We start from the raw sequence: 18,012 nt of genomic DNA on the forward strand, positions 1-18,012 counted from the left end.
CGCCCCTAGGGGGTTGCCGAACCGGCGTTTGAGACGCGTGCTTTCTGCCCCCGGGCCTCTGGGGGGGCGAACCGGCGTTTAAGACGCGTGCTTTCCGCCCCTGCGCCTGCCGCTTGCCCGGGTGTGCTTGGTTGCTGGGACCAACAGGCCGCCGAGTAGGCCTAGTCCGAGGGCGTAGGGCCACCAGCCGAAGCCGTCGCTGCGGGCGGTGTTTGTCGTGCGGGCCTCGGAGAGCGTCGTCCCGGAGGGCAACTTGGGGTGGGTGGTGGGGGAGGGGCTGCTTGTGGTGACGGTGGTCAGGACGACGTCGTTGCCGTCGCCGCCCCGGTAGGTGATGCGGTACGTCGTGTTGGCGAGCTTGAGTTTGGTGCCCTCGGGAAGTCCCTTGAAGGTGCCGGTCGTTGAGCCCTTGCCCGTGTGGTCGAGGATCGTGATGGTCCGCGCGGGGTGCGTTCCGGCGGCCGAGAGGTCCAGGTCGCCCGCCAGGACGACCTTGCCTCCCACCTTCAACGGCTTGTCGCGCAGGACCAGTTCGCCCTTCGCGCTCTGCGTGTAGTTCCCGGTCACGGTGAGCCCGGTGGTCACCACGCTGTCGTTCGTCACCGAACCTTTCACCGTGCCCACACCGGTTAGATCAGTCGACACACGCAGGCCTGCCGTGCCCGCGTCCAGCCGGGCGCCCGCCGAGGTGAGCCGAATCGCCTTGCTGTGGGCGAGGGTTGCCCCCGACCGCAGGGCCAGCGTGCCCTTCGAGATCGTCGTCGTCCCCGTGTACGTCACCGCAGGGCCCGTCAGTGTCGTTGTCGCGGCGCCGGACTGGACGAGGGACCCCTTCCCGCCAAAGTGTGACAGTTTTATGGGAAGTGCAACGTTTTCCGCGACAAGGGTCCCGTCGTCGACGATCCGCCGCCCCTCGGTACCGGTCAGCAGTCCGCCGTCGCCGCCCGGCTTCCCGGACCCCAGCCGCAGCACCGCGCCCTTCTCCACGGTCGTGGAACCGTCGTAGTACTGCGGAGCCGCGAAGGTCACGTCGTTCCCGCGCGTCCCCGCGATCACGATGTCCCCGGCGCCGGGCGCGGCCAGCGTGTCGTGGTACCTGCCGCCGCCGATCGGCGCGCCCAGGGTGACCGGACCGTCGTAGTCGAAGGTCAGCTTGGAGCGGACCCCGCTCGCCGCATGGAGGTTGATGTAGACGGTGTCCTTGGTGCCCGGCATGAAGATCTGGTGGGTGGTGCCGTCGCCCCACTGGACGTTCGCGCCCTCGATGTTGGTGCCGCGCTTGTTCAACTGGTGGGCTATCGCACGCCAGTTGAGGTTCGAGTCGCTGAGTGAGGGGTTCGTGTCGCCGCCCTGGTCGCTGTAGCTGTACTGGCCGGTGAGGACGACCTTGCTGCCGGGGCGCGAGTGGACGTTGACGTCGCTGCCGTACTCGCGCTGGTAGAAGTTCTGGCGCAGGGTGATCGTCTGGTAGAGCGGGGTGTCGATGATCCAGGAACCCTGGTTGAGGATCGCGCGGGCGTTGGGCAGTGCCACCGGGTACTCGGGGCGGCCGACCGCCATGCCGGTGCCGTTGTCAATCACCCCTGAGAAAGGGTGAGTTCCGGCTAGGTCGAGCGTCCCCCACATGTTGCGCGGCTGGGTGACCAGGCCCGAGCCGCTGATCGTGCCGATGTTGAAGGTGCGGGTCAGGGAGAGGCGCAGGGTGCCGTCGACCCGGACGTTGAGCTGATTCAACTGATAGCCGGGGGTGTTGTAAGGGAAGTGGCCGATCAGGCCCGTCCCACCGCCCGTGCCGTACTGGAGAGTTGTGCCGCTCGCGACCGTGATCGCGGGCGGGTCCGGGTTGCTGACGGTGGTGTACGGGTGGTTGCCGCCCTGGGTGGTCACCTTCTGCCGCTGCCGGGACGCGGGGAGCGTGAAGTCGCTGTCCTTGGTGAGGATCAGCGTGCCGCCGCCTCGCACGGTGAGCGTGCCCTGGCCGCGGAACACCCCGTCGTACGTCGTCGTCCCGGACGGCACGGTGACCACCGTGTCGCCGGTGAGCGTGACGTCGCGGTCCGCGAGGACGTCGGCGGTCGCGTCACGGGTGCCGACGGCCGAGGCCGGGGGAGCGCCGACCAGGAGGGCGACGGTCGCGAGGGCGCCTACGGCGGCTGAGGTCTTGTGGGTATGGCTGCGCACGTCACTGGAGACGGGCGTCGGCGGCGCCGATAACAGAAACTTCGCGACCGTCTTTGTCACGCGCGACCCGTTGACCTTCCCGTAACACACCCTTACCTTTTCGGCGTTCGTAATGACAGATGACGTACGAAATCCCGAACCCCCCACTCCTACCTGCTCTCCCCCCCCACACCTCCGAGAGGCGTCAGATGAGACGTGTGTACGCAATCCTCGTCGCCCTGTGCTGCGTGCTCGCCGCGGCCCTGGTGACCGCCGGACCGGCCCAGGCCGCCGCCCAGACCATCACCAACGGCGTTCAGTTCACGGACACTTCGGGCAACGCCGTGCACGCGCACGGCGGCGGGGTGATCAAAGTCGGCAGCTACTACTACTGGTTCGGCGAGGACCGCAACGCCGACAACACCTTCAAGTACGTGGACGCGTACCGCTCCACCGACTTGAAGAACTGGGAGTTCCGCAACCACGTCCTGACCCAGTCCAGCGCCTCCGAGTTGGGCACCGCCTACATCGAGCGGCCGAAGGTCATCTACAACGCGTCCACCGGCAAGTTCGTGATGTGGATGCACAAGGAGAACGGCGTCGACTACAGCGAGGCCAAGGCCGCCGTCGCCGTCTCCTCGACCGTGGACGGGAGTTACACCTACCAGGGCAGCTTCCAGCCGCTCGGCGACAACATGTCCCGGGACATCACGACGTTCGTCGACACCGACGGCACCGCGTACATGGTCTCCGCCGCCAACGAGAACTACGACCTGCACATCTACAAACTCACCGCCGACTACACCGCCATCGACAGCCTGGTCGCCAACCCGTGGGTCGGCGGACACCGCGAGGCACCGGCCCTGTTCAAGCGCAACGGCGTCTACTTCATGCTGACTTCGGCCGCCACCGGCTGGAGCGCCAACCAGCAGCAGTACGCCACCGCCACCAGCATCACCGGCCCGTGGACGGCCTTCACCAACGTCGGCGACTCGACCGCGTACAACTCGCAGACCGCCTACGTCCTTCCGGTCACGGGGACTTCGGGCACCTCGTACCTCTACATGGGCGACCGCTGGGGCAACTCCTTCGGCGGCACCGTCAACGACTCCCGTTACGTCTGGCTGCCGTTGACCTTCCCGACCACCACCTCGATGTCCATGGCGTCCTGGTACCCGGAGGTGTCGATCGACACGGCGGCCGGCACGATCAGCGGCACGAGCGCGACGTACAACACGCTCATCGCCCGCAACAGCGCCAAGTGCGCGGACGTGGCCAACCAGTCGTTGTGGCAGGGCGTCGCGATCAGCCAGTACACCTGCAACAGTGGCACCAACCAGAAGTGGTGGTTCAAGGACCTCGGCACCGGCTACTACGAACTCATGGGCCGGGGCAGCTCGTTGTGCCTCCAGGAGAACTCGACCAACGTCACCCAGGAGAACTGCACCGGCGCCACCGCCCAGCAGTGGAGCCTGACCACGTCCGGCAGTTACGTCCTCGTCAAGGCCAGGACGAGCGGAGAGTGCCTGGACGTGTCGGGCGCGTCCACCGCCAACTCCGCCGCGATCATCACGTACGCGTGCAGCGGGGCGACCAACCAGCAGTGGACGCGCGGTAGTTGAGAGAACGGTTACCGGACCGGGTTCCAACCGTCCGTGCCCGCCAGGTACTTCTGGGCCGTGTAGCTCGCGGCCTGGGAGTCGGTGAGCTGCGGGCGGTTGGAGTTCACCGTCGCGCCCGCGCCGGTGTTCTTGTACTCGAAGAAGCGGGCGTTCTTCCAGGAGTACCCGCTCATGTCCGTCCAGGGCCCGGCGACCTTCACGGTGGCGGGCAACGAGGTCTGCCGGACGACCAGTTGGCCCACCGCGTCCGCCGACGGGTGCCAAGGGCGGCCCAGGTAGTACGTGTTGGCAGCGGCGGAGCTGGTGATCGAGCTGCCGGTGACGAGGATGCCGTAGGTCTTCGCGGAGCTGGTGTTGGGCGCGGAGAGGAAGCCATTCAAACCACCGGCCGCGGCCCCCGAGTTGCGCAGCTGGATGTTGACCCGGTCGTAGACGGCGGTGGCGTTGCCGAAGATGAAGTCGACGTCGCCGGAGATGAACGACGAGTAGAAGTACTGCCGGTACTGGCCGGTGGACGAAGGCGACCAGTTGAGGACGGTGTCCTGGCGGCTGATGAACCGGTCGTTGGTGAACGTCTGCCGGTCGCCCTGCGCGGTGATCGCGACGGCCTGTGTGTCGGTGATGTCGGGGTGGGCCGTCTTGTCGAAGGTGTTCTGGACGGTGATCCCGGTGACGGTCAGCCCGCTAGCCGAGAAGGTCGCCACCGAACTGCCCAGCGTCCCGTACTTGTTGCCGCTCGCATCGGTGTAACCGGCGGCCCGGTCATAGGTGATGACGACGTCCTCGGCATTGCCGGTGGCGCCCTGGATGGTCAACCCCGTTTTGGCGACAGGCACGTTGACGATCTCGGTGTACGTACCCTTCGCGACGGAGACGGTGTCCCCGGCGGCGGCCGCGTTCACAGCGGCCTGCACGGTGGTGAATCGGCCCGAACCGTCCTTGGCGACGGTGATGACGGTGGCGGCCCGCGCCTGGGTCACCAGCGACACCGCGACCAGCCCGAGGGCGGCCGCGGTACCGGTCGCCACGGCGGCGGCTCGACGCCGGGCGGGGGAACGGCGGTGCGTGTTCGGCTCAGTCATGCCTACAAGTCGCCGTGCCCCGCCCGGGAGTTGCCGCCCCTAGGCGAGCAGATCGAGCGCGTCGATCGACGTACCCGCGCTCAGGAACGACGTCGTCCCCGACCCGCTCGCCACATAGATCTTCAGCGTGTTGTACGCGCTGGCGTCCGTCAGCCAGGCCGACGCCGGAACGCTGTACGTGAACGTGTTGTTGTTGCCCCGGTACGAGCCCACGGTCAGCGACCGCGTGCTCGGCTGGGTCGGCGGCGAGGGGACGGCCGAGGTCCAGGTGTCGTTGACGACGACCTGCGGACGGCCGTTCGCGTACGCCGTCGTCACCCCGATGCGCAGCGTGTGCGCGGCGGCCAACTGGGCGGCCGTCAGCTTGAAGTACACGATGATGCCGCTGTTGACGTCCTTCCACAGATAGCAGGGGAACGCCGAAGTCTCCGTCCCGCTGCCGACGACGACGTTGCCGGTCCAGGACGCGGCCCGTACGTCCGAGGGGTGCGCGTACGTCATCAGGTCCGCGTTCTTGAACCCGCTCGGCGAACCGTCCCAGTTGCCGATCCGCCAGATCGCGCTCGCATTGGAAGGGTCGTTGGAGGAGGGGATCGCGATGCTGTTCAGCGTCGTCGTCCCGCCCGCTGTGACCGCCACCGAGCTTGTGTAGACGGCGAGTTCACCCTTGAAGACCGTCAGCGTGTATGTCCCCGGCAGCACCCCCGGGATCGAGAAGTAGCCGTCCGAGGCCCGCGCCGAACCCCAGTACTGGGCGGCCGAGTTGGCGAGCCCGACCGTGTACGCGTACGCCGTGTCCCGCCCGGTGATGCCCACGCCCGCGACCCGGCCCCGCGAACTCGCCGTCGTATAGCCGGAGATGCCGAGCGAATCGGCCCACGAGGTGGTGAGGTTGGCGTGGTACAGGGACGAGGAGGGCGCGCCGCCGTCCGTGAGGGCGATGACATACGGGCCCTGGAGACCGAAGCGCTGCGCCTCCGTCTGGTTCTCGCCGTAGTACAGGATCTCGTACAACCCGCCGCCGTCCGCGCTCTGATGGCGCAGCAGGGAGCGGTAGAACGGGCCGCCGGACGCCTTCTCGTGGTTGCTGCGCACGACCCACAGGCCGACGCTGCCGGTGGTCCAGCCGACGTAGTCGTAGTCGATGACCCGCTTCTTCGAGTAGTGCTTGGAGCGGGTCTGGCCGTCGGACTTCTCGAAGACGTCGGCGGACTCGATGGTGGTCGGCGCGTAAGTGTAGGAATCCGGCTCGTCGTTGAGGAACATGCCGGCCTTGACACGCACGATGTAGCGGGTCGCGCTGACCGAGGTGTCGGCCTTGTTGGTCCACAGGTAGACGTTGTTCTCGCCGCTGCGGGCCGCGTAGTAGTGCTTCAGCGTGCCGTGCGTGACGGAGATCAGGATCGTCGTGCCGGACTGCGCGATCGTCACCGTGGAGGCGCCGAGGCCGGACTCGACATGCGAGTTCATGCCGCCGTAGCCCTGGTACTCGGTGCCCTTGTAGACCAGCGACGTCAGATCGCCGTTCGTCTTGCTGACCTTGAAGACCAGGCTCGCGCCGGTGTCGACGACGTAGTTCGAGCCGTCGTCGGTGTAGCCGAAGCTCGCGGCGGACGCGGTCTGGGCGAGCGGCCCGGCGAGCGCCGCCGAACCTGCCGTGGCCGCTGCGCCGAGGACGAAGGTGCGGCGGCGAACCGGTCTGTTCACAGAGCCGGACATGGGGGTGCCTCCTTCGGGAGGTGGGGGTGCGGGTGCTTGGAGGGTGGCAGTTGAATCGATTTCGCGAAAGGGCTTTCGCAGCCTCGGAGTTGGCGATGACGTGAAATCTGACGCAGGACTAGAAAGCGCTTGTCCGGAGCGGTACGGTCCTCCGCCAGGCCTTGTCGTCGGACGGAGGAGCCACGCATGAGACGTTTCAACATCGCCCTGCTGGCCGTACTGACCCTGAGCACCGCCCTCTCGACCGCACCCGCCCAGGCGCACGACCGCACGCCCCCGCTCGGCCTCGCCAACTGCACCGCCACCGCTTGCCACTTCGACGTCCCGCCCGGCACCTACGACGTCACGGTCCGCCTCGGCGGAGAGTCGGCCGCGAGTACGGCGATCACGGGCGAGACCCGGCGCTCCCTGCTCCCGGAGACGGCAACTGCCGCCGGCCGCACGGTGACCCGCAGCTTCACGGTCAACGTCCGCACGCCAGAAGGCGAACCGACCGGCCTCGACGGCACCCCAGGCCTCGACCTCGCCCTCGGCGGCACGGCCCCCGCACTCGCCGACATCCGCGTCACGCCCGCCCACCACGCCCGCCAGATCATCCTGATCGGCGACTCCACGGTCTGCGACCAGCCGGGCGACCCGTACTCCGGCTGGGGTCAACAGCTTCCGCAGTTCCTCCGCAAGGGCGTATCCGTCGCCAACTACGCGGATTCCGGGGAGAGTACGGTCACGTACCTGGAGAATCCCTTGCTGTGGGGGACAGTTGAGCCGCTGATCCACCCCGGCGACCTCGTCCTCGTCCAGCTCGCCCACAACGACAAGCAGACCGACGAGGCCACGTATCGCGCGAATTTGGAAACGCTCGTAGCGGGTATCCGTGACAGAGGAGGACGTCCGGTGCTCGTGACACCGATCGTCCGACGCTGGTTCAATGCCGACGGCACACTGGACAACGACATCGCGCTGCTGGTGAACGGACTCGGCGTTGACCTGCCGGGCGTCATCCGCTCGGTCGCCGCGACCGAGGGGGTAACGCTGATCGACCTCACGGCGCAGACCAAGGCGCTGGTGGAATCGCTGGGAGTGGAAGGCTCCAAGGCCCTCTACCTCTACAACGAGAAGAAGGACAACACGCATACTTCCGCGCACGGGGCCACCGTGTACGCGGGCCTGGTCCGCGACGCACTCGTCGCCCGGCATCTGCTGCCGGAGGACCGGGTACGAGTGGGGTGAGACCCGAAAGACCCCTGGGGCGTTCCGACCGGAACCGGGGCGCCCCAGGTTCCACTCTCCCGCCGCGCGTGTGAAAGCGAGCCGATGCAACTCCCTGCCGACGACCGCGTGTTGAGCCCCCGCACCGGCTACACCCGGGCCCACTGGGAGACGGCCGCCGACTCCCTCCTCGCGGCGGTGGAGCCGTACGCGACCGAGGACCGCGCGCTCTACCACCTCCCCGGCACCCACACCAGCTGGTCCGGCCAGCTCTCCGACGGTCTGGAGGGCTACGCCCGCACCCTGCTGCTGGCCGCCTTCCGCCGCGACGAGACGGCACTGGAGCGCTACGCGGACGGCCTGGCGGCGGGAGTCGCGGGCGTCTGGCCGACGATCGAGGACCGCAGCCAGCCCCTGGTCGAGGCGGCCTCCATCGCCCTCGCCCTCCGCCTGACCCGCCCCCTCCTCTGGGACCGCCTCGACGAGCCCGTACGGCAGCGCGCGGCGACCTGGCTCGCCGACGCCCTCACCGCCGAACCCTGGCCCTGCAACTGGGAGTTGTTCCCCGTCACAGTGGGCGGTTTCCTCCAGGACATCGGGTACGAGGTCGACGCGTCCCGCAAGGCGATCGACCGGGGCCTGTCGCGCATCGAGGACTGGTACGTCGGCGAGGGCTGGTACACGGACGGCGACGGCCGCAAGTTCGACTACTACAACGGCTGGGCGATGCACCTCTACCCGGTCCTGCACGCCTGGCTCGCCGACGACCCCCGCCTCCTCGACCTCTACGGCGGCCGCCTGGAACGCCATCTCGCCGACTACGCTCGCCTGTTCGGCGGGGGCGGCGCCCCGATGCGCCAGGGTCGGTCGTTGACGTATCGCTTCGCGACGACGGCTCCGCTGTGGCTCGGCGCGCTGACGGGCCGTACGCCGCTGCTGCCGGGGGAGACGCGACGGCTGGCCTCCGGGGCCCTCCGGTACTTCCTCGACCGAGGCGCCGTAGATGACCAGGGGTTGCTGAGTCTGGGCTGGCACCGCCCCAACGAGGCTGTCCTGCAAGGCTATTCGGGCCCCGCGTCCCCGTACTGGGCCAGCAAGGGCTTCCTCGGCCTGCTCCTCCCGCCGGACCACGAGGTGTGGACGGCCGTCGAGGAGCCCGGCCCGGCTGAGCGGGCGGACGCGGTGACGCCGGTCGCCCCTGCCAACTGGCTGCTCCAGTCGACCAGTTCGGACGGTCTGGTCCGCCTCCACAACCACGGCAGCGAGGACGTCCGCTACGACCCGTACTACACGCGCCTCGCCTATTCCACGGTGACGGAGCCCTCGTCGTCGTACGACAACAGCGTGATCGTCGGCGGGGATCCGAGCCGTACGGAGATCGTGCCGTTGGGGGTGGGGGAGGCGTGGGTCGCCTCGCGGCACACGGCGGCTTCCGGGGCCCGGGTGGTCAGCCTGGTGGTGGCCGAGGGGGCTGTGGAGGTGCGGGCCCATCTGGTGGTGGGCGCGGCGGCAGGGACGCCCGTGCGGGTCACGGGATGGCAGGCGGGGGAGTCGACGGTCGCCGAACTCGCCTCCCTGCTCGGCCTGTTGGATGGCGAGGGTGTCGTCCGCGACGGGCCCACCCTGTTCGTCGCCCTGGCCCGGCTCACCGGGGAGCCGGACCCCCGTCCCCTCGCGGAACTGGTGTCCGTGGAGGTCGACGGGGATCACGGTGTCTCCGTTCAGTGGACCGGCGGCAAGCGGATGGGCTTCCGGTTCACGGAGTCAGTCGGGCGATCCGGAGAGTCGTCGTGGTCGGTGAAGCCCCGTTGAGCGCGCTCGCATAGGTCGGTGTGACCGGCGCGTACGCCCAGGTCAGGGTGCCGTTCTTCAGGACCGCTATGTCGCCGCTGATCCGGGCGGTCACCACCTTGTCCGCGCCCTGGGCCTTGCCGTTCCAGTCGATGAGACGCAGGTGGGTGCCCGTGAAGGTGCCGGTGCAGGTGCCGGCGTTGCACTTGGCACCCTTCAGGGACTCCCAGGAGACGAGGAGGCGGTCCTTGCCGTACGGCGCGATGTGCACGTTGACGTTCTCGGTGCCGGTCGCGCTGGTGAGGTAAATCGCCTTGCCGGGGCCGGAGTTGCGGTTCGCCATGAAGGCGACGGCGACCTGGTGCGTGCTCGTCCTCGGGGTGACCGTCCAGCCGCGTCCGCTGGAGTCGGCGGCGTTCTTCTTGGCCGAGGCGGCACCCCGGGAGGCGAAGGCGGTGGCGTAGCGTCCGCTCGCCGACTTGACCAGGTCACCGGTGCGGCTGGGGAAGGTACCACCGCAGTACCCTGCCCAGCACTGTTCGCGCTGCACGACCGGTGCGACGTCCGGGGCGCCGATCCCGGTGGAGACGAACAGGCCCGAGCGCCAGTCGTCGAAGCAGAGCGAGGTGAAGGCGCCGGAGGTCTCCGCGTGCAGCGCGATGCCCTCGTTGTGGCTGCAGCCCCAGCTCCAACCACCGCTCAGCTTGGCGCCCTTGGCGCTGATGTACGCCAACTTGTCGCCGAAATGGCCGTCCGCGAAACCGCCCGCGCCGTGCACGACGAAGTACGCGCCGTACTTGGTGCCGTTCCAGGCGAGTTGGCCGTCGAGATCCGGTGAGGTGTCGTTCGACGCGGTGCCGGTGAGCTTGGTGGCGAAGGTCTGCCTGCCGTTGGTGTAGCGGACGATCGCGGCGGCCGTCTCCTTCCACTTGTTCGTGTCGGCGACTCGGGTGAGCAGCGCGAAGCCGTCGTTGTGCGCGACCAGACCGCCCACCTCCTTGGCGCCCTTGACGACCGTGTCGGCGCCCGAGCGGAGTCCGGCGGCGTTCAGCGGGGTCACGTGGACGCCGTCGGCGGCGGGCCAGGCCACCCGCAGGGTTCCGTTCGGGGCCACGGCCGTGGTCGTACGGGTCCACTCGCGGGTGTTGTTGTAACCGGCCGTCAGATAGGGGAACTTGGCGGCGAGCGCCACCGTGGTGCTGGTCGGGGAGAGTGTGCCGGTCGCGGCCTTGGCGGCGGTGACGGCCTTCGGGGTCGCCTTCGCGGAGACGGAGGCGGAGGTGGACGCTGTCGCCGTGCCGGAGGCGGCCGTAGCGCTGTGGGTGGCGGCCTTGGGTGATGCCGAGGCGTTGGTGGACGGGGTGGCGGACGTGGACGTCCCGGCCGCGGTCGAGCCGCCGCTGTCGCCGTTGTCCGTCGCCGCGGTCGCGTACCACGCACCGCCGAGCAGGGCCGCGACGGCGAGCGAGCCCGCGAGCGGCTTGCGGGCGATGCGGCGGGGGGAGCGGCGACGGTGCGTGGTGGTGCGTCTTGCGTTGGTCATGTCCCCAAGTCGCCGCCCGTGCGGGGGAGGTTGCCGTCGCGCCGCGCGAAATATTCGGAGGTCGGTAGGAGGCGGACAAGAGGAGGCGTCCGGGGTGAGACCGGCTCCACAGCCGGGACAGGCCGATCCTGGTACGTTGGAGGCTTTCCTGGGTATCAGACCCTTTGGACTCAGCACCGGCGAGGGACCGAGGAACCATGGCCATGGACCCCGGCGACAAGCGACTGGCTGCGGCCGTCGTGATGGACGACGACGGACGCGTACTTCTGGTGCGCCGGAGCGCGACCGAGAGATTCCTGCCGCGGGTGTGGGGCGTGCCGTGCGGGAAGCTGGAGCCGGACGAGCGGTCCGAGGACGGTGCGCTGCGGGAGCTGAAGGAAGAGACCGGGCTCCTCGGCGAGATCGTCCGCAAGATCGGCGAGTCGTCCTTCGTGAGCGAGTACCGCGGCCGCGAGATCAAGAACTGGCAGGACAACTTCCTGGTCAGGCCGCTCACTTGGCAGATCACCCTCCCCGAGCCCGACCAGGCGTATCTCTGGCTCCCGCCGTCCGGCATCACGAGTGCCGGTATCGACATCGACGCGTACAACCTGGACGTCGTACGCCAGGCCCTCACGAACTTCTGAGCGACTCCGCCAGGTTGTTCAACGCGCCCAGATACTCCGGTACTTGGAGCGGGATCTTCGGTACCGCGCCCGGATGCGGGCCCGCCGCCGTGAACACATCGGTGTGCCGCCGCCGTCCGGCCCCCGTCTCCAGGAACAGCGTCACGGTCGGTACGTCCGTGTCGCACCAGGCCCGGTGCAGGGTGTGCGCGGGGAGGGCGTAGGCGCTGCCCGCCGCGTACTGGCCCGTGTGCGTGAGCCGCAGCCGTGCCGGTCCCGTCGGCCGCAGCCGCCAGTCGGCGCTGCCCTCGGCCAGTGATTCCTCGTACCGGTCCGCCGTGATCCCGGCGTCGTCCCGCGCCTCGTACAGCTCCATGGTGAGCCGGCCCCGGACCACGTAAGAGGCGAGCGGGGAACGGTGGTTGTGGATGTCCTCCGCGCCGATCGCCTTCGCGCCGGGGTGCCAGAAGTGCGCGCGCAGCATGTGGCGGGGGCCGCCGTCGATCAGCAACAGCTTGTCGAAGCCCAGGACATGACGGTACGACAGCTCGGCGCAGGCCCCGGGATCGCCCTCGCCGGAGGCGAGTTCGGCGATCAGCTCCAACAGGCGGTCGGGGGAGCCCAGTTCGGCGACGGCCGCACGGGCCGCGGTCACCGTGTCGTGGTCGGACAAATCGCCGTCCAGCGTCTCCGTCAGCAGCCGTCGCGCCGCCAGGATCTGCCGACCACCCATGCACTCACTCCCCAACTCCGGCTCACACCGGCCTCGTTCGAGCGTCCGGCTGGTACATCCATACGGCATGCGCGCGCAGCGCCGAAAGACCTTGATAGGTCATCCAGATCGGCTGGCGCATTTCCTCGGTCGTGGTGAACGCGGCCCCGTCCCGGCTCCAGGACCAGATGCCGTCGGTCTGCGCCGCCCACACCGCGGCCGCCGCGCCGTCCAGCCGCTCCCGCCACGCGTCCTCGACGCCGTCCTCCCGCGCGATCTCCTGGGCGCCCGGGGTCAGCAGCGCCCGCACGATCCAACTCGCCGTGAAATGACGGACGTTCAGCACCTCGTGGTGCGAGGAGTCGTCCGGGTGCCGTCGGCGCACCTCCTCCCGCAGGTTCGCCAGATCGGCGCAGCTCTCGTGCGCGGTCGCCGGGCAGGCCAGCAGCCAGCGCACCCCGTCCTCGCGCGCCGAACGCTCCACGGGCCCCTCGCCCAGCACCCGGGCCGCCCGGTCCAGGGCGACCACGGCCTGCGCGGTGTGCACGGCGGAGGGCTGGGCGGGGTGCCCGACCCAGGGCAGCGGGGAGAGCCGGTGGCTCCAGCAGCGGCGGTGCTGGCGCTGGGGGTCGGAGAGCGCGCCGTCGATCAGGGCGCCGCGCAGCACGGGCAGCGTCGGCGCGTCCGGTGCCGCGCGCAGCAGCCCCCGCATCACGGTGGTGACGACATGGGTCAACGCCCGCCCCGTACCGTCGAGTTCACGGGTGAAGCCCGCCTCGCAGCGCGCCACCTCGTCCGCCAGCCGCTCCCGCGAGGCCCCCGCCCGGGCCAGGGCGCCCAGCACCATCGCGGTGACCTCCGGGCGGGCCACGGATCCCTGCGAACGGGCCGACCAGCCGCCGCCCTGCAGCCGTAGCCGCCACAGGGTGTCGACGAGGTCGGCGGTGTGCAGGCGTCCGTCCGGCACGCCCAGGTCCAGCACGATGTGCAGGCCGTACGCCGTGGCCAGCGAGGTCGGGCGGGCCGGGCCGTCCACCTCCTGGAGGGAGTGCGGCCAGCCGACGAGACGGCCGCGCACCGGGTCGTCCACCACGGCGACCTGGGCGGCGAGAGTGTCGTAGGCCGAGGTGAACACGTGCGGCAGGGGGCCGGGGGCGTTCGAGGAGAGGGGCGCGGGCGCAGTGAGCGGTGCGGGTCCGGCCGTGCGGGCGCGGAGCAGGGCCGCCGCAAGCCAGGTCATCCCCGCCGTGGCGAACCCGCTCAGCCCGGAGATCAGATACTTGGCCGGCTCCCCGTCGATCGAGTCGGGCAGCACGCCGAACAGGAACTGGAACACCGCGTATCCGGCGGCCACACACCCGAACCGGCCGAGCCAGCTCACGAAACGGGTCGGCGGGCTCGCTCCGGGACTCGCCGGACCGGGCGGCCCCGGCGCTCTCAAGGGACCGCGTCCCAGCTGTTGTTGAGACAAGGCGCGCTCCCTCCCCCCCTGGGTGGCACGTGACGTTCGCGAAGTTTCCAGTCTAAGTGGTCAGCGATACACCTGGGGCGCGGACCGGAACCGGCGTCTCCGTCAGCCCACTTGGGCCTCGCGCGGCCAGTGCGTCAGCGCCACGTGCAGGGCATCCACCGCACGCTCCCACGACCGCTGTACATCCCTCGGCGCGCCGAACCCGCCGCTCGACTCCAGCGCGCAGAAACCGTGGAACGTACTCCTCAACAGCCTTACGGCGTCGGTGAGATCGGGTTCCTCCAGGCCGTACGCGCGCAGCATGCCGTAGGTGATCTCGGCGGTGCGGCGCAGGGCGGGGGAGTCGGCGATCAGGGACTGGTCGATGCGGATCTGGGTCGCCGCGTACCGGCCCGGGTGCTCCAGCGCGTACGCCCGGTACGCGTCCGCGAAGGCGCCCAGCGCGTCCCGGCCCGCGCGACCGGCCACCGCGACGGCGATCCGGTCGATCAGTTCGCCGCCCGCGAGGAACGCGACCCGGGTGCGCAGGTCCTGGAGGTTCCTGACGTGCGAGTACAGGCTCGCGTCCTTCACGCCGAAGCCGCGGGCCAGCGCGGACAGGCTGACATTCTCGAAACCGACCTCGTCGGCGAGATCGGCGGCGGCCGCCACGACCCGGTCGGCGGTCAGTCCCGCGCGCGCCACGGCCCACCACCTCTCCTCTGACCTGCGACGACTGGAACCCCTAGGACAATAGCCAATAACAAGAGGGGCACCCGGCGCGTTTCACCACGGCCGACACCGGACTCCGGCAGCAGACTTCCCACCATGGACGACGACTCCGGCACCCCCGCCCCCACCGGCCTCCGCGCCACCGCACTCCTCGGCCGACCCAAACTGTGGCTGATCCCCACCGTGCTCACCGCCCTGCTCGCATTCCTGCTGTCCCTCCTCTACATGGGCGGCATCGTCAACCCCAACCGCGAACTGCGCGACCTCCCCATCGCCCTCGTCAACAGCGACACCGGCAAGCCACTCACCGGGCAGCAGCAGAACCTGGGCACCCAGATCGCCCACGCCATCGTGACCAACTCCGGTAGCCGCGCGGCCGGTTGGCGCCAGCTCACACGGGCCCAGGCCCAGGACGAACTCGACGACGGCAAGGTCTACGGCGCCCTGGTCATCCCCGCCGACTTCACCGACTCCGTCGCCGCGCTGACCACCACGAACGCCACCGCCCGCCCGACCATCACCGTGCTGACCAACCCCGGCAAGGGCAGCCTCGGCTCCTCCCTCGCCAGCAAGATCTCCACGACCGCGGCCCAGCAGGCATCCCTGACCATCGGCAAGCAGCTCACGGCGGCAGCCGCTTCAGCGAAGCCCGACTCCACGACAAAGCTGTTGCTCGCCGACCCCGTCGCCGTCACCACCCAGGTCGGCCACCCCATCGGCGGCAACAGCGGCATCGGCCTGACCGCCTTCTACTACACCCTGCTGCTGGTCCTGGCCGGATTCATGGGCGGCAACGTCATCAGCAACGGCGTCGACACCGGCCTCGGCTACGCCGACAACGAGATCGGCCCCTGGCACACCCGCCGCCCCACCGTCCCCATCAACCGCACCCAGACCCTGCTCCTGAAGATGGTCATGACGGCCGGCATCACCCTCCTCAGCGTCTCCCTGATCATGCTCGCCAGCGTCAGCATCCTCGGCATGGACGCGACCCACATCCCGCTCCTGTGGATCTACTCCTACTGCGCCGCCCTCGCCGTCGGCCTGGGCGTCCAGGCCATCAACGCCGCGTTCGGCGGGATCGGCCAGCTGGTCTCCATGTTCGTGTTCATCGTCCTGGGCCTTCCCTCCTCCGGCGCGACGGTCCCCCTCCAGGCCGTCCCCGGCTTCTACCGCTTCCTCTCCCACTTCGAGCCCATGCGCCAACTCAGCGACGGAGTAAGGGCGATCCTCTACTTCGACGCCCGAGGCGACGCGGGACTCACGCGCGCGTGGACCATGATCGGGATCGGTGCGGCGATCGGCCTGCTCTTCGGTTTCGCGATGGTCCAGTACTACGACAGGAAGGGCCACAAGCGCCTGACGCCGCAGCCGGCTTGAGACACCTCACCGTCAACTGTCCTTGAGGATCTGAGAGTTGACTCTCAGGCTTTCTGAGAGAACACTCTCAGACCATGGATTCCGGCAACCGTTTCGGCGACGTAGAGATATCCGACCCGAAGGCCATGCGCGCGCTGGCGCACCCCGTACGCCTCGCGATCCTCGAACGCCTCCAGCGCCACGGCCCCGCCACCGCCTCCCGCCTCTCCCCGCACGTGGGCGCCACCCCGTCCGTCACCAGCTGGCATCTGCGCCATCTCGCCGGTTTCGGCCTGGTCCGCGACGTGGAGGGCGGGACGGACCGGCGGGAGCGGCGCTGGGCGGCGGTGGCGCGGGGCTTTCGGTTCGAGGCACCGGAGGACGAGGAGGGTCGGTCGGCGGCGCGGGTGTTGTCGGGGGAGTTGTTCGCGCAGGCCGCCGACCTGCCGCTGCGCTGGCTGACCGACACAGAGCCCGAACTGGAGCCGGAGTGGACCAGGCTCGCCGGGGCGAACAACACGCGGATCGTGGTGACGGCGGAGGAACTGGCCGCGTTGCAGGACGCGTTCGAGGAACTGATCGCACCGTACGTCGTCCGCAAGTCGGACCCACGACCGCCGGACGGCCGGGGTGTCCGCCTGCTGATGTACGCGTTGCCGGAAGGCCCCGGGAACGAGGACGGCGAAACGACGACGGACCTGCCGGAGTGAAGGGCCGCTGGACCACCCGGCCCGGGTCGGGACTGAGTTCGGCATCGGCGCCGGAATCGCTGTGGCGGGACCGCCGCTTCGTACGCTTCTGGTGCGGCCAGTCGGTCTCCCAGTTCGGCGACCGTATCTCCGAACTCGCCTTGCCCCTCATGGCAGTTGGCGCGCTGCACGCCTCAGCGAACCAGGTCGCCCTGCTGACCGCGCTGGTCTGGACACCGAACCTCCTCGGCCTGTTCCTGGGCGCCTGGGTGGACCACCGCCCCGCCAAACGCCGGCTCATGCTGCTCGCGGACGTGATCCGGGCCGTCGTACTGCTGTCGCTCCCGATCTCCTACGCCCTCGACACGGTGACCCTGGGCCAGCTGTACACGGTGGCCGTGCTGACCGGCACGGCGGCGGTCGTGTTCAACACGGCGTACTCGTCCTTCTTCGCCCACCTCGTGCCGCCGGAGTCGTATGTCGAGGCGAACAGCAAGCTCAGCGCGAGCAGGTCGGTGTCCTTCATCGCGGGTCCGGCGGTCGGTGGCGCCCTGGTCCAGGCGCTCACAGCCCCGGTCGCGGTGATCGCGGACGCGCTGTCGTTCGTGACGTCGGCAACCCTGGTCGGCCGTACGAGAGTTGACGAACCAGCAGTTCCCACGACGCCGTCCGGCCCCTCGCTGCTACGACGCGCCCGAGAGGGTCTGGCCTTCGTGCTCCACGAGCCGGTGATGCGAGCGGGTCTGCTCTGCGCGACGACCGTCAACTTCTTCACGTTCCTGTCGGGCACCGGCCTGCTCGTGCTGTTCGCCGACCGGGTCCTCCAACTCTCGCCCGGTGCCATCGGGTTGGCGTTCGGCGTTGGCGCGACGGGCGGCCTCTTCGGCGCGGTGGCGTCCCCCGCGATCGCCCGCCGGATCGGCATCGGCCGCAGCATCGTCGCCGGGGCAGTGCTGTTCCCGGCGCCCTTCGCCCTCATCGCGGCGGCAACCGGCCCTGCCTGGGCCCGCCTCGGCACCCTGGGCGCGGCCGAGTTCCTCTCCGCCTTCGGTGTCATGCTCTTCGACGTCAACCTCAACTCCCTCCAGGCATCGGTGGTTCCGGACGGCCTCCGCAGCCGCGTGGCGGGCGCGTACAGCACGGTCAACTACGGGGTACGTCCGCTGGGGGCGCTGATCGGGGGCGAGTTGGCGACGCTGGCGGGCCTGAGGGTGATGTTGACAGTCGCGGCGGTCGGGGGTGCGATGTCGGCACTGTGGTTGTTGGCTTCGCCGATACCGGGGATACGGGAGTTGGGGCGGACGCCGATGGAATCAAGGCAGGAGTGATCGAGGTTCCG

Annotated in this window: 14 protein-coding genes; 7 read left to right on the plus strand and 7 right to left on the minus strand. The window is 69.5% G+C overall.

Annotation, left to right across the window (positions count from 1 at the left end; genetic code table 11):
• Positions 1–78 precede the first annotated feature (78 nt).
• Complete coding sequence (locus tag OO69_RS17305; protein WP_033281555.1) at positions 79–2,181, minus strand: autotransporter-associated beta strand repeat-containing protein; 2,103 nt, start codon at positions 2,179–2,181, stop codon at positions 79–81.
• 188 nt (positions 2,182–2,369) lie between these two features.
• On the opposite strand from OO69_RS17305, the gene OO69_RS17310 reads away from it, so the two are divergent.
• Positions 2,370–3,782, plus strand: coding sequence for an RICIN domain-containing protein (locus OO69_RS17310; protein ID WP_033281556.1), 1,413 nt, complete (start codon positions 2,370–2,372; stop codon positions 3,780–3,782).
• Between the two features lie 8 nt (positions 3,783–3,790).
• Here OO69_RS17310 and OO69_RS17315 read toward each other — a convergent pair whose 3' ends face one another.
• Together OO69_RS17315 and OO69_RS17320 are read right to left on the minus strand one after the other, a co-directional pair.
• Positions 3,791–4,864 carry a pectinesterase family protein gene (locus tag OO69_RS17315; protein WP_234444460.1) on the minus strand — a complete coding sequence of 358 codons (1,074 nt, stop codon included), beginning with the start codon at positions 4,862–4,864 and terminating at the stop codon, positions 3,791–3,793.
• Positions 4,865–4,903: 39 nt separating this feature from the next.
• Positions 4,904–6,583 carry a rhamnogalacturonan lyase B N-terminal domain-containing protein gene (locus OO69_RS17320; RefSeq protein WP_033281558.1) on the minus strand — a complete coding sequence of 560 codons (1,680 nt, stop codon included), beginning with the start codon at positions 6,581–6,583 and terminating at the stop codon, positions 4,904–4,906.
• Positions 6,584–6,769: 186 nt separating this feature from the next.
• Here OO69_RS17320 and OO69_RS17325 point away from each other — a divergent pair, with 186 nt between their 5' ends.
• Together OO69_RS17325 and OO69_RS17330 are read left to right on the plus strand one after the other, a co-directional pair.
• Complete coding sequence (locus OO69_RS17325; RefSeq protein WP_033281559.1) at positions 6,770–7,813, plus strand: rhamnogalacturonan acetylesterase; 1,044 nt, start codon at positions 6,770–6,772, stop codon at positions 7,811–7,813.
• An 84-nt stretch (positions 7,814–7,897) separates the two neighbouring features.
• Positions 7,898–9,604, plus strand: a complete 1,707-nt coding sequence (locus OO69_RS17330; RefSeq protein WP_033281560.1) for a DUF2264 domain-containing protein — start codon at positions 7,898–7,900, stop codon at positions 9,602–9,604.
• Here the strand turns inward: OO69_RS17330 and OO69_RS17335 are convergent.
• A complete protein-coding gene (locus OO69_RS17335) occupies positions 9,549–11,126 on the minus strand; it encodes a hypothetical protein (RefSeq protein WP_033281561.1) in 1,578 nt (525 codons plus the stop codon). The genes OO69_RS17330 and OO69_RS17335 overlap by 56 nt on opposite strands.
• Positions 11,127–11,329: 203 nt before the next feature.
• On the opposite strand from OO69_RS17335, the gene OO69_RS17340 reads away from it, so the two are divergent.
• Positions 11,330–11,752 carry an NUDIX hydrolase gene (locus OO69_RS17340; protein WP_033281562.1) on the plus strand — a complete coding sequence of 141 codons (423 nt, stop codon included), beginning with the start codon at positions 11,330–11,332 and terminating at the stop codon, positions 11,750–11,752.
• On the opposite strand, the gene OO69_RS17345 is transcribed toward OO69_RS17340, so the two are convergent.
• The 3 genes from OO69_RS17345 to OO69_RS17355 all read right to left on the minus strand — a co-directional run bounded on the left by OO69_RS17345 (position 11,739) and on the right by OO69_RS17355 (position 14,598).
• Positions 11,739–12,464 (minus strand): hypothetical protein, encoded by a 726-nt coding sequence (locus OO69_RS17345; RefSeq protein WP_033281563.1) that lies wholly within the window; start codon positions 12,462–12,464, stop codon positions 11,739–11,741. The two genes, OO69_RS17340 and OO69_RS17345, sit on opposite strands and share 14 nt — an antisense overlap.
• A gap of 22 nt (positions 12,465–12,486) precedes the next feature.
• Entirely contained in the window at positions 12,487–13,824 is a 1,338-nt protein-coding gene (locus OO69_RS17350) for a hypothetical protein (RefSeq protein WP_033281564.1), read from the minus strand.
• A 192-nt stretch (positions 13,825–14,016) separates the two neighbouring features.
• Positions 14,017–14,598, minus strand: a complete 582-nt coding sequence (locus OO69_RS17355; RefSeq protein ID WP_033281565.1) for a TetR-like C-terminal domain-containing protein — start codon at positions 14,596–14,598, stop codon at positions 14,017–14,019.
• Positions 14,599–14,721: 123 nt separating this feature from the next.
• Between OO69_RS17355 and OO69_RS17360 the strand changes: the two genes are divergently transcribed.
• The 3 genes from OO69_RS17360 (at position 14,722) to OO69_RS17370 (ending at position 18,001) form a co-directional block, all read left to right on the plus strand.
• A complete protein-coding gene (locus OO69_RS17360; protein WP_033281566.1) occupies positions 14,722–16,005 on the plus strand; it encodes a YhgE/Pip domain-containing protein in 1,284 nt (427 codons plus the stop codon).
• A gap of 74 nt (positions 16,006–16,079) precedes the next feature.
• Positions 16,080–16,694 carry an ArsR/SmtB family transcription factor gene (locus tag OO69_RS17365; RefSeq protein ID WP_033281567.1) on the plus strand — a complete coding sequence of 205 codons (615 nt, stop codon included), beginning with the start codon at positions 16,080–16,082 and terminating at the stop codon, positions 16,692–16,694.
• Complete coding sequence (locus tag OO69_RS17370; protein WP_033281568.1) at positions 16,691–18,001, plus strand: MFS transporter; 1,311 nt, start codon at positions 16,691–16,693, stop codon at positions 17,999–18,001. Before OO69_RS17365 ends, OO69_RS17370 begins: the two co-directional genes overlap by 4 nt.
• The last annotated feature ends 11 nt before the right edge of the window (positions 18,002–18,012 follow it).

The sequence above is a fragment of the Streptomyces sp. NRRL F-525 genome, from assembly GCF_000716605.1.
Lineage (GTDB): Bacteria > Actinomycetota > Actinomycetes > Streptomycetales > Streptomycetaceae > Streptomyces.

Bases quoted from the DNA above. Each gene is read 5' to 3' on its own strand.
- OO69_RS17340 (WP_033281562.1), top strand. From the start codon at position 11,330: ATGGACCCCGGCGACAAGCGACTGGCTGCGGCCGTCGTGATGGACGAC.
- OO69_RS17330 (WP_033281560.1), top strand. From the start codon at position 7,898: ATGCAACTCCCTGCCGACGACCGCGTGTTGAGCCCCCGCACCGGCTAC.
- OO69_RS17335 (WP_033281561.1), bottom strand. From the start codon at position 11,126: ATGACCAACGCAAGACGCACCACCACGCACCGTCGCCGCTCCCCCCGC.
- OO69_RS17315 (WP_234444460.1), bottom strand. From the start codon at position 4,864: ATGACTGAGCCGAACACGCACCGCCGTTCCCCCGCCCGGCGTCGAGCC.
- OO69_RS17325 (WP_033281559.1), top strand. From the start codon at position 6,770: ATGAGACGTTTCAACATCGCCCTGCTGGCCGTACTGACCCTGAGCACC.
- OO69_RS17345 (WP_033281563.1), bottom strand. From the start codon at position 12,464: ATGGGTGGTCGGCAGATCCTGGCGGCGCGACGGCTGCTGACGGAGACG.
- OO69_RS17310 (WP_033281556.1), top strand. From the start codon at position 2,370: ATGAGACGTGTGTACGCAATCCTCGTCGCCCTGTGCTGCGTGCTCGCC.
- OO69_RS17320 (WP_033281558.1), bottom strand. From the start codon at position 6,583: ATGTCCGGCTCTGTGAACAGACCGGTTCGCCGCCGCACCTTCGTCCTC.
- OO69_RS17360 (WP_033281566.1), top strand. From the start codon at position 14,722: ATGGACGACGACTCCGGCACCCCCGCCCCCACCGGCCTCCGCGCCACC.
- OO69_RS17365 (WP_033281567.1), top strand. From the start codon at position 16,080: ATGGATTCCGGCAACCGTTTCGGCGACGTAGAGATATCCGACCCGAAG.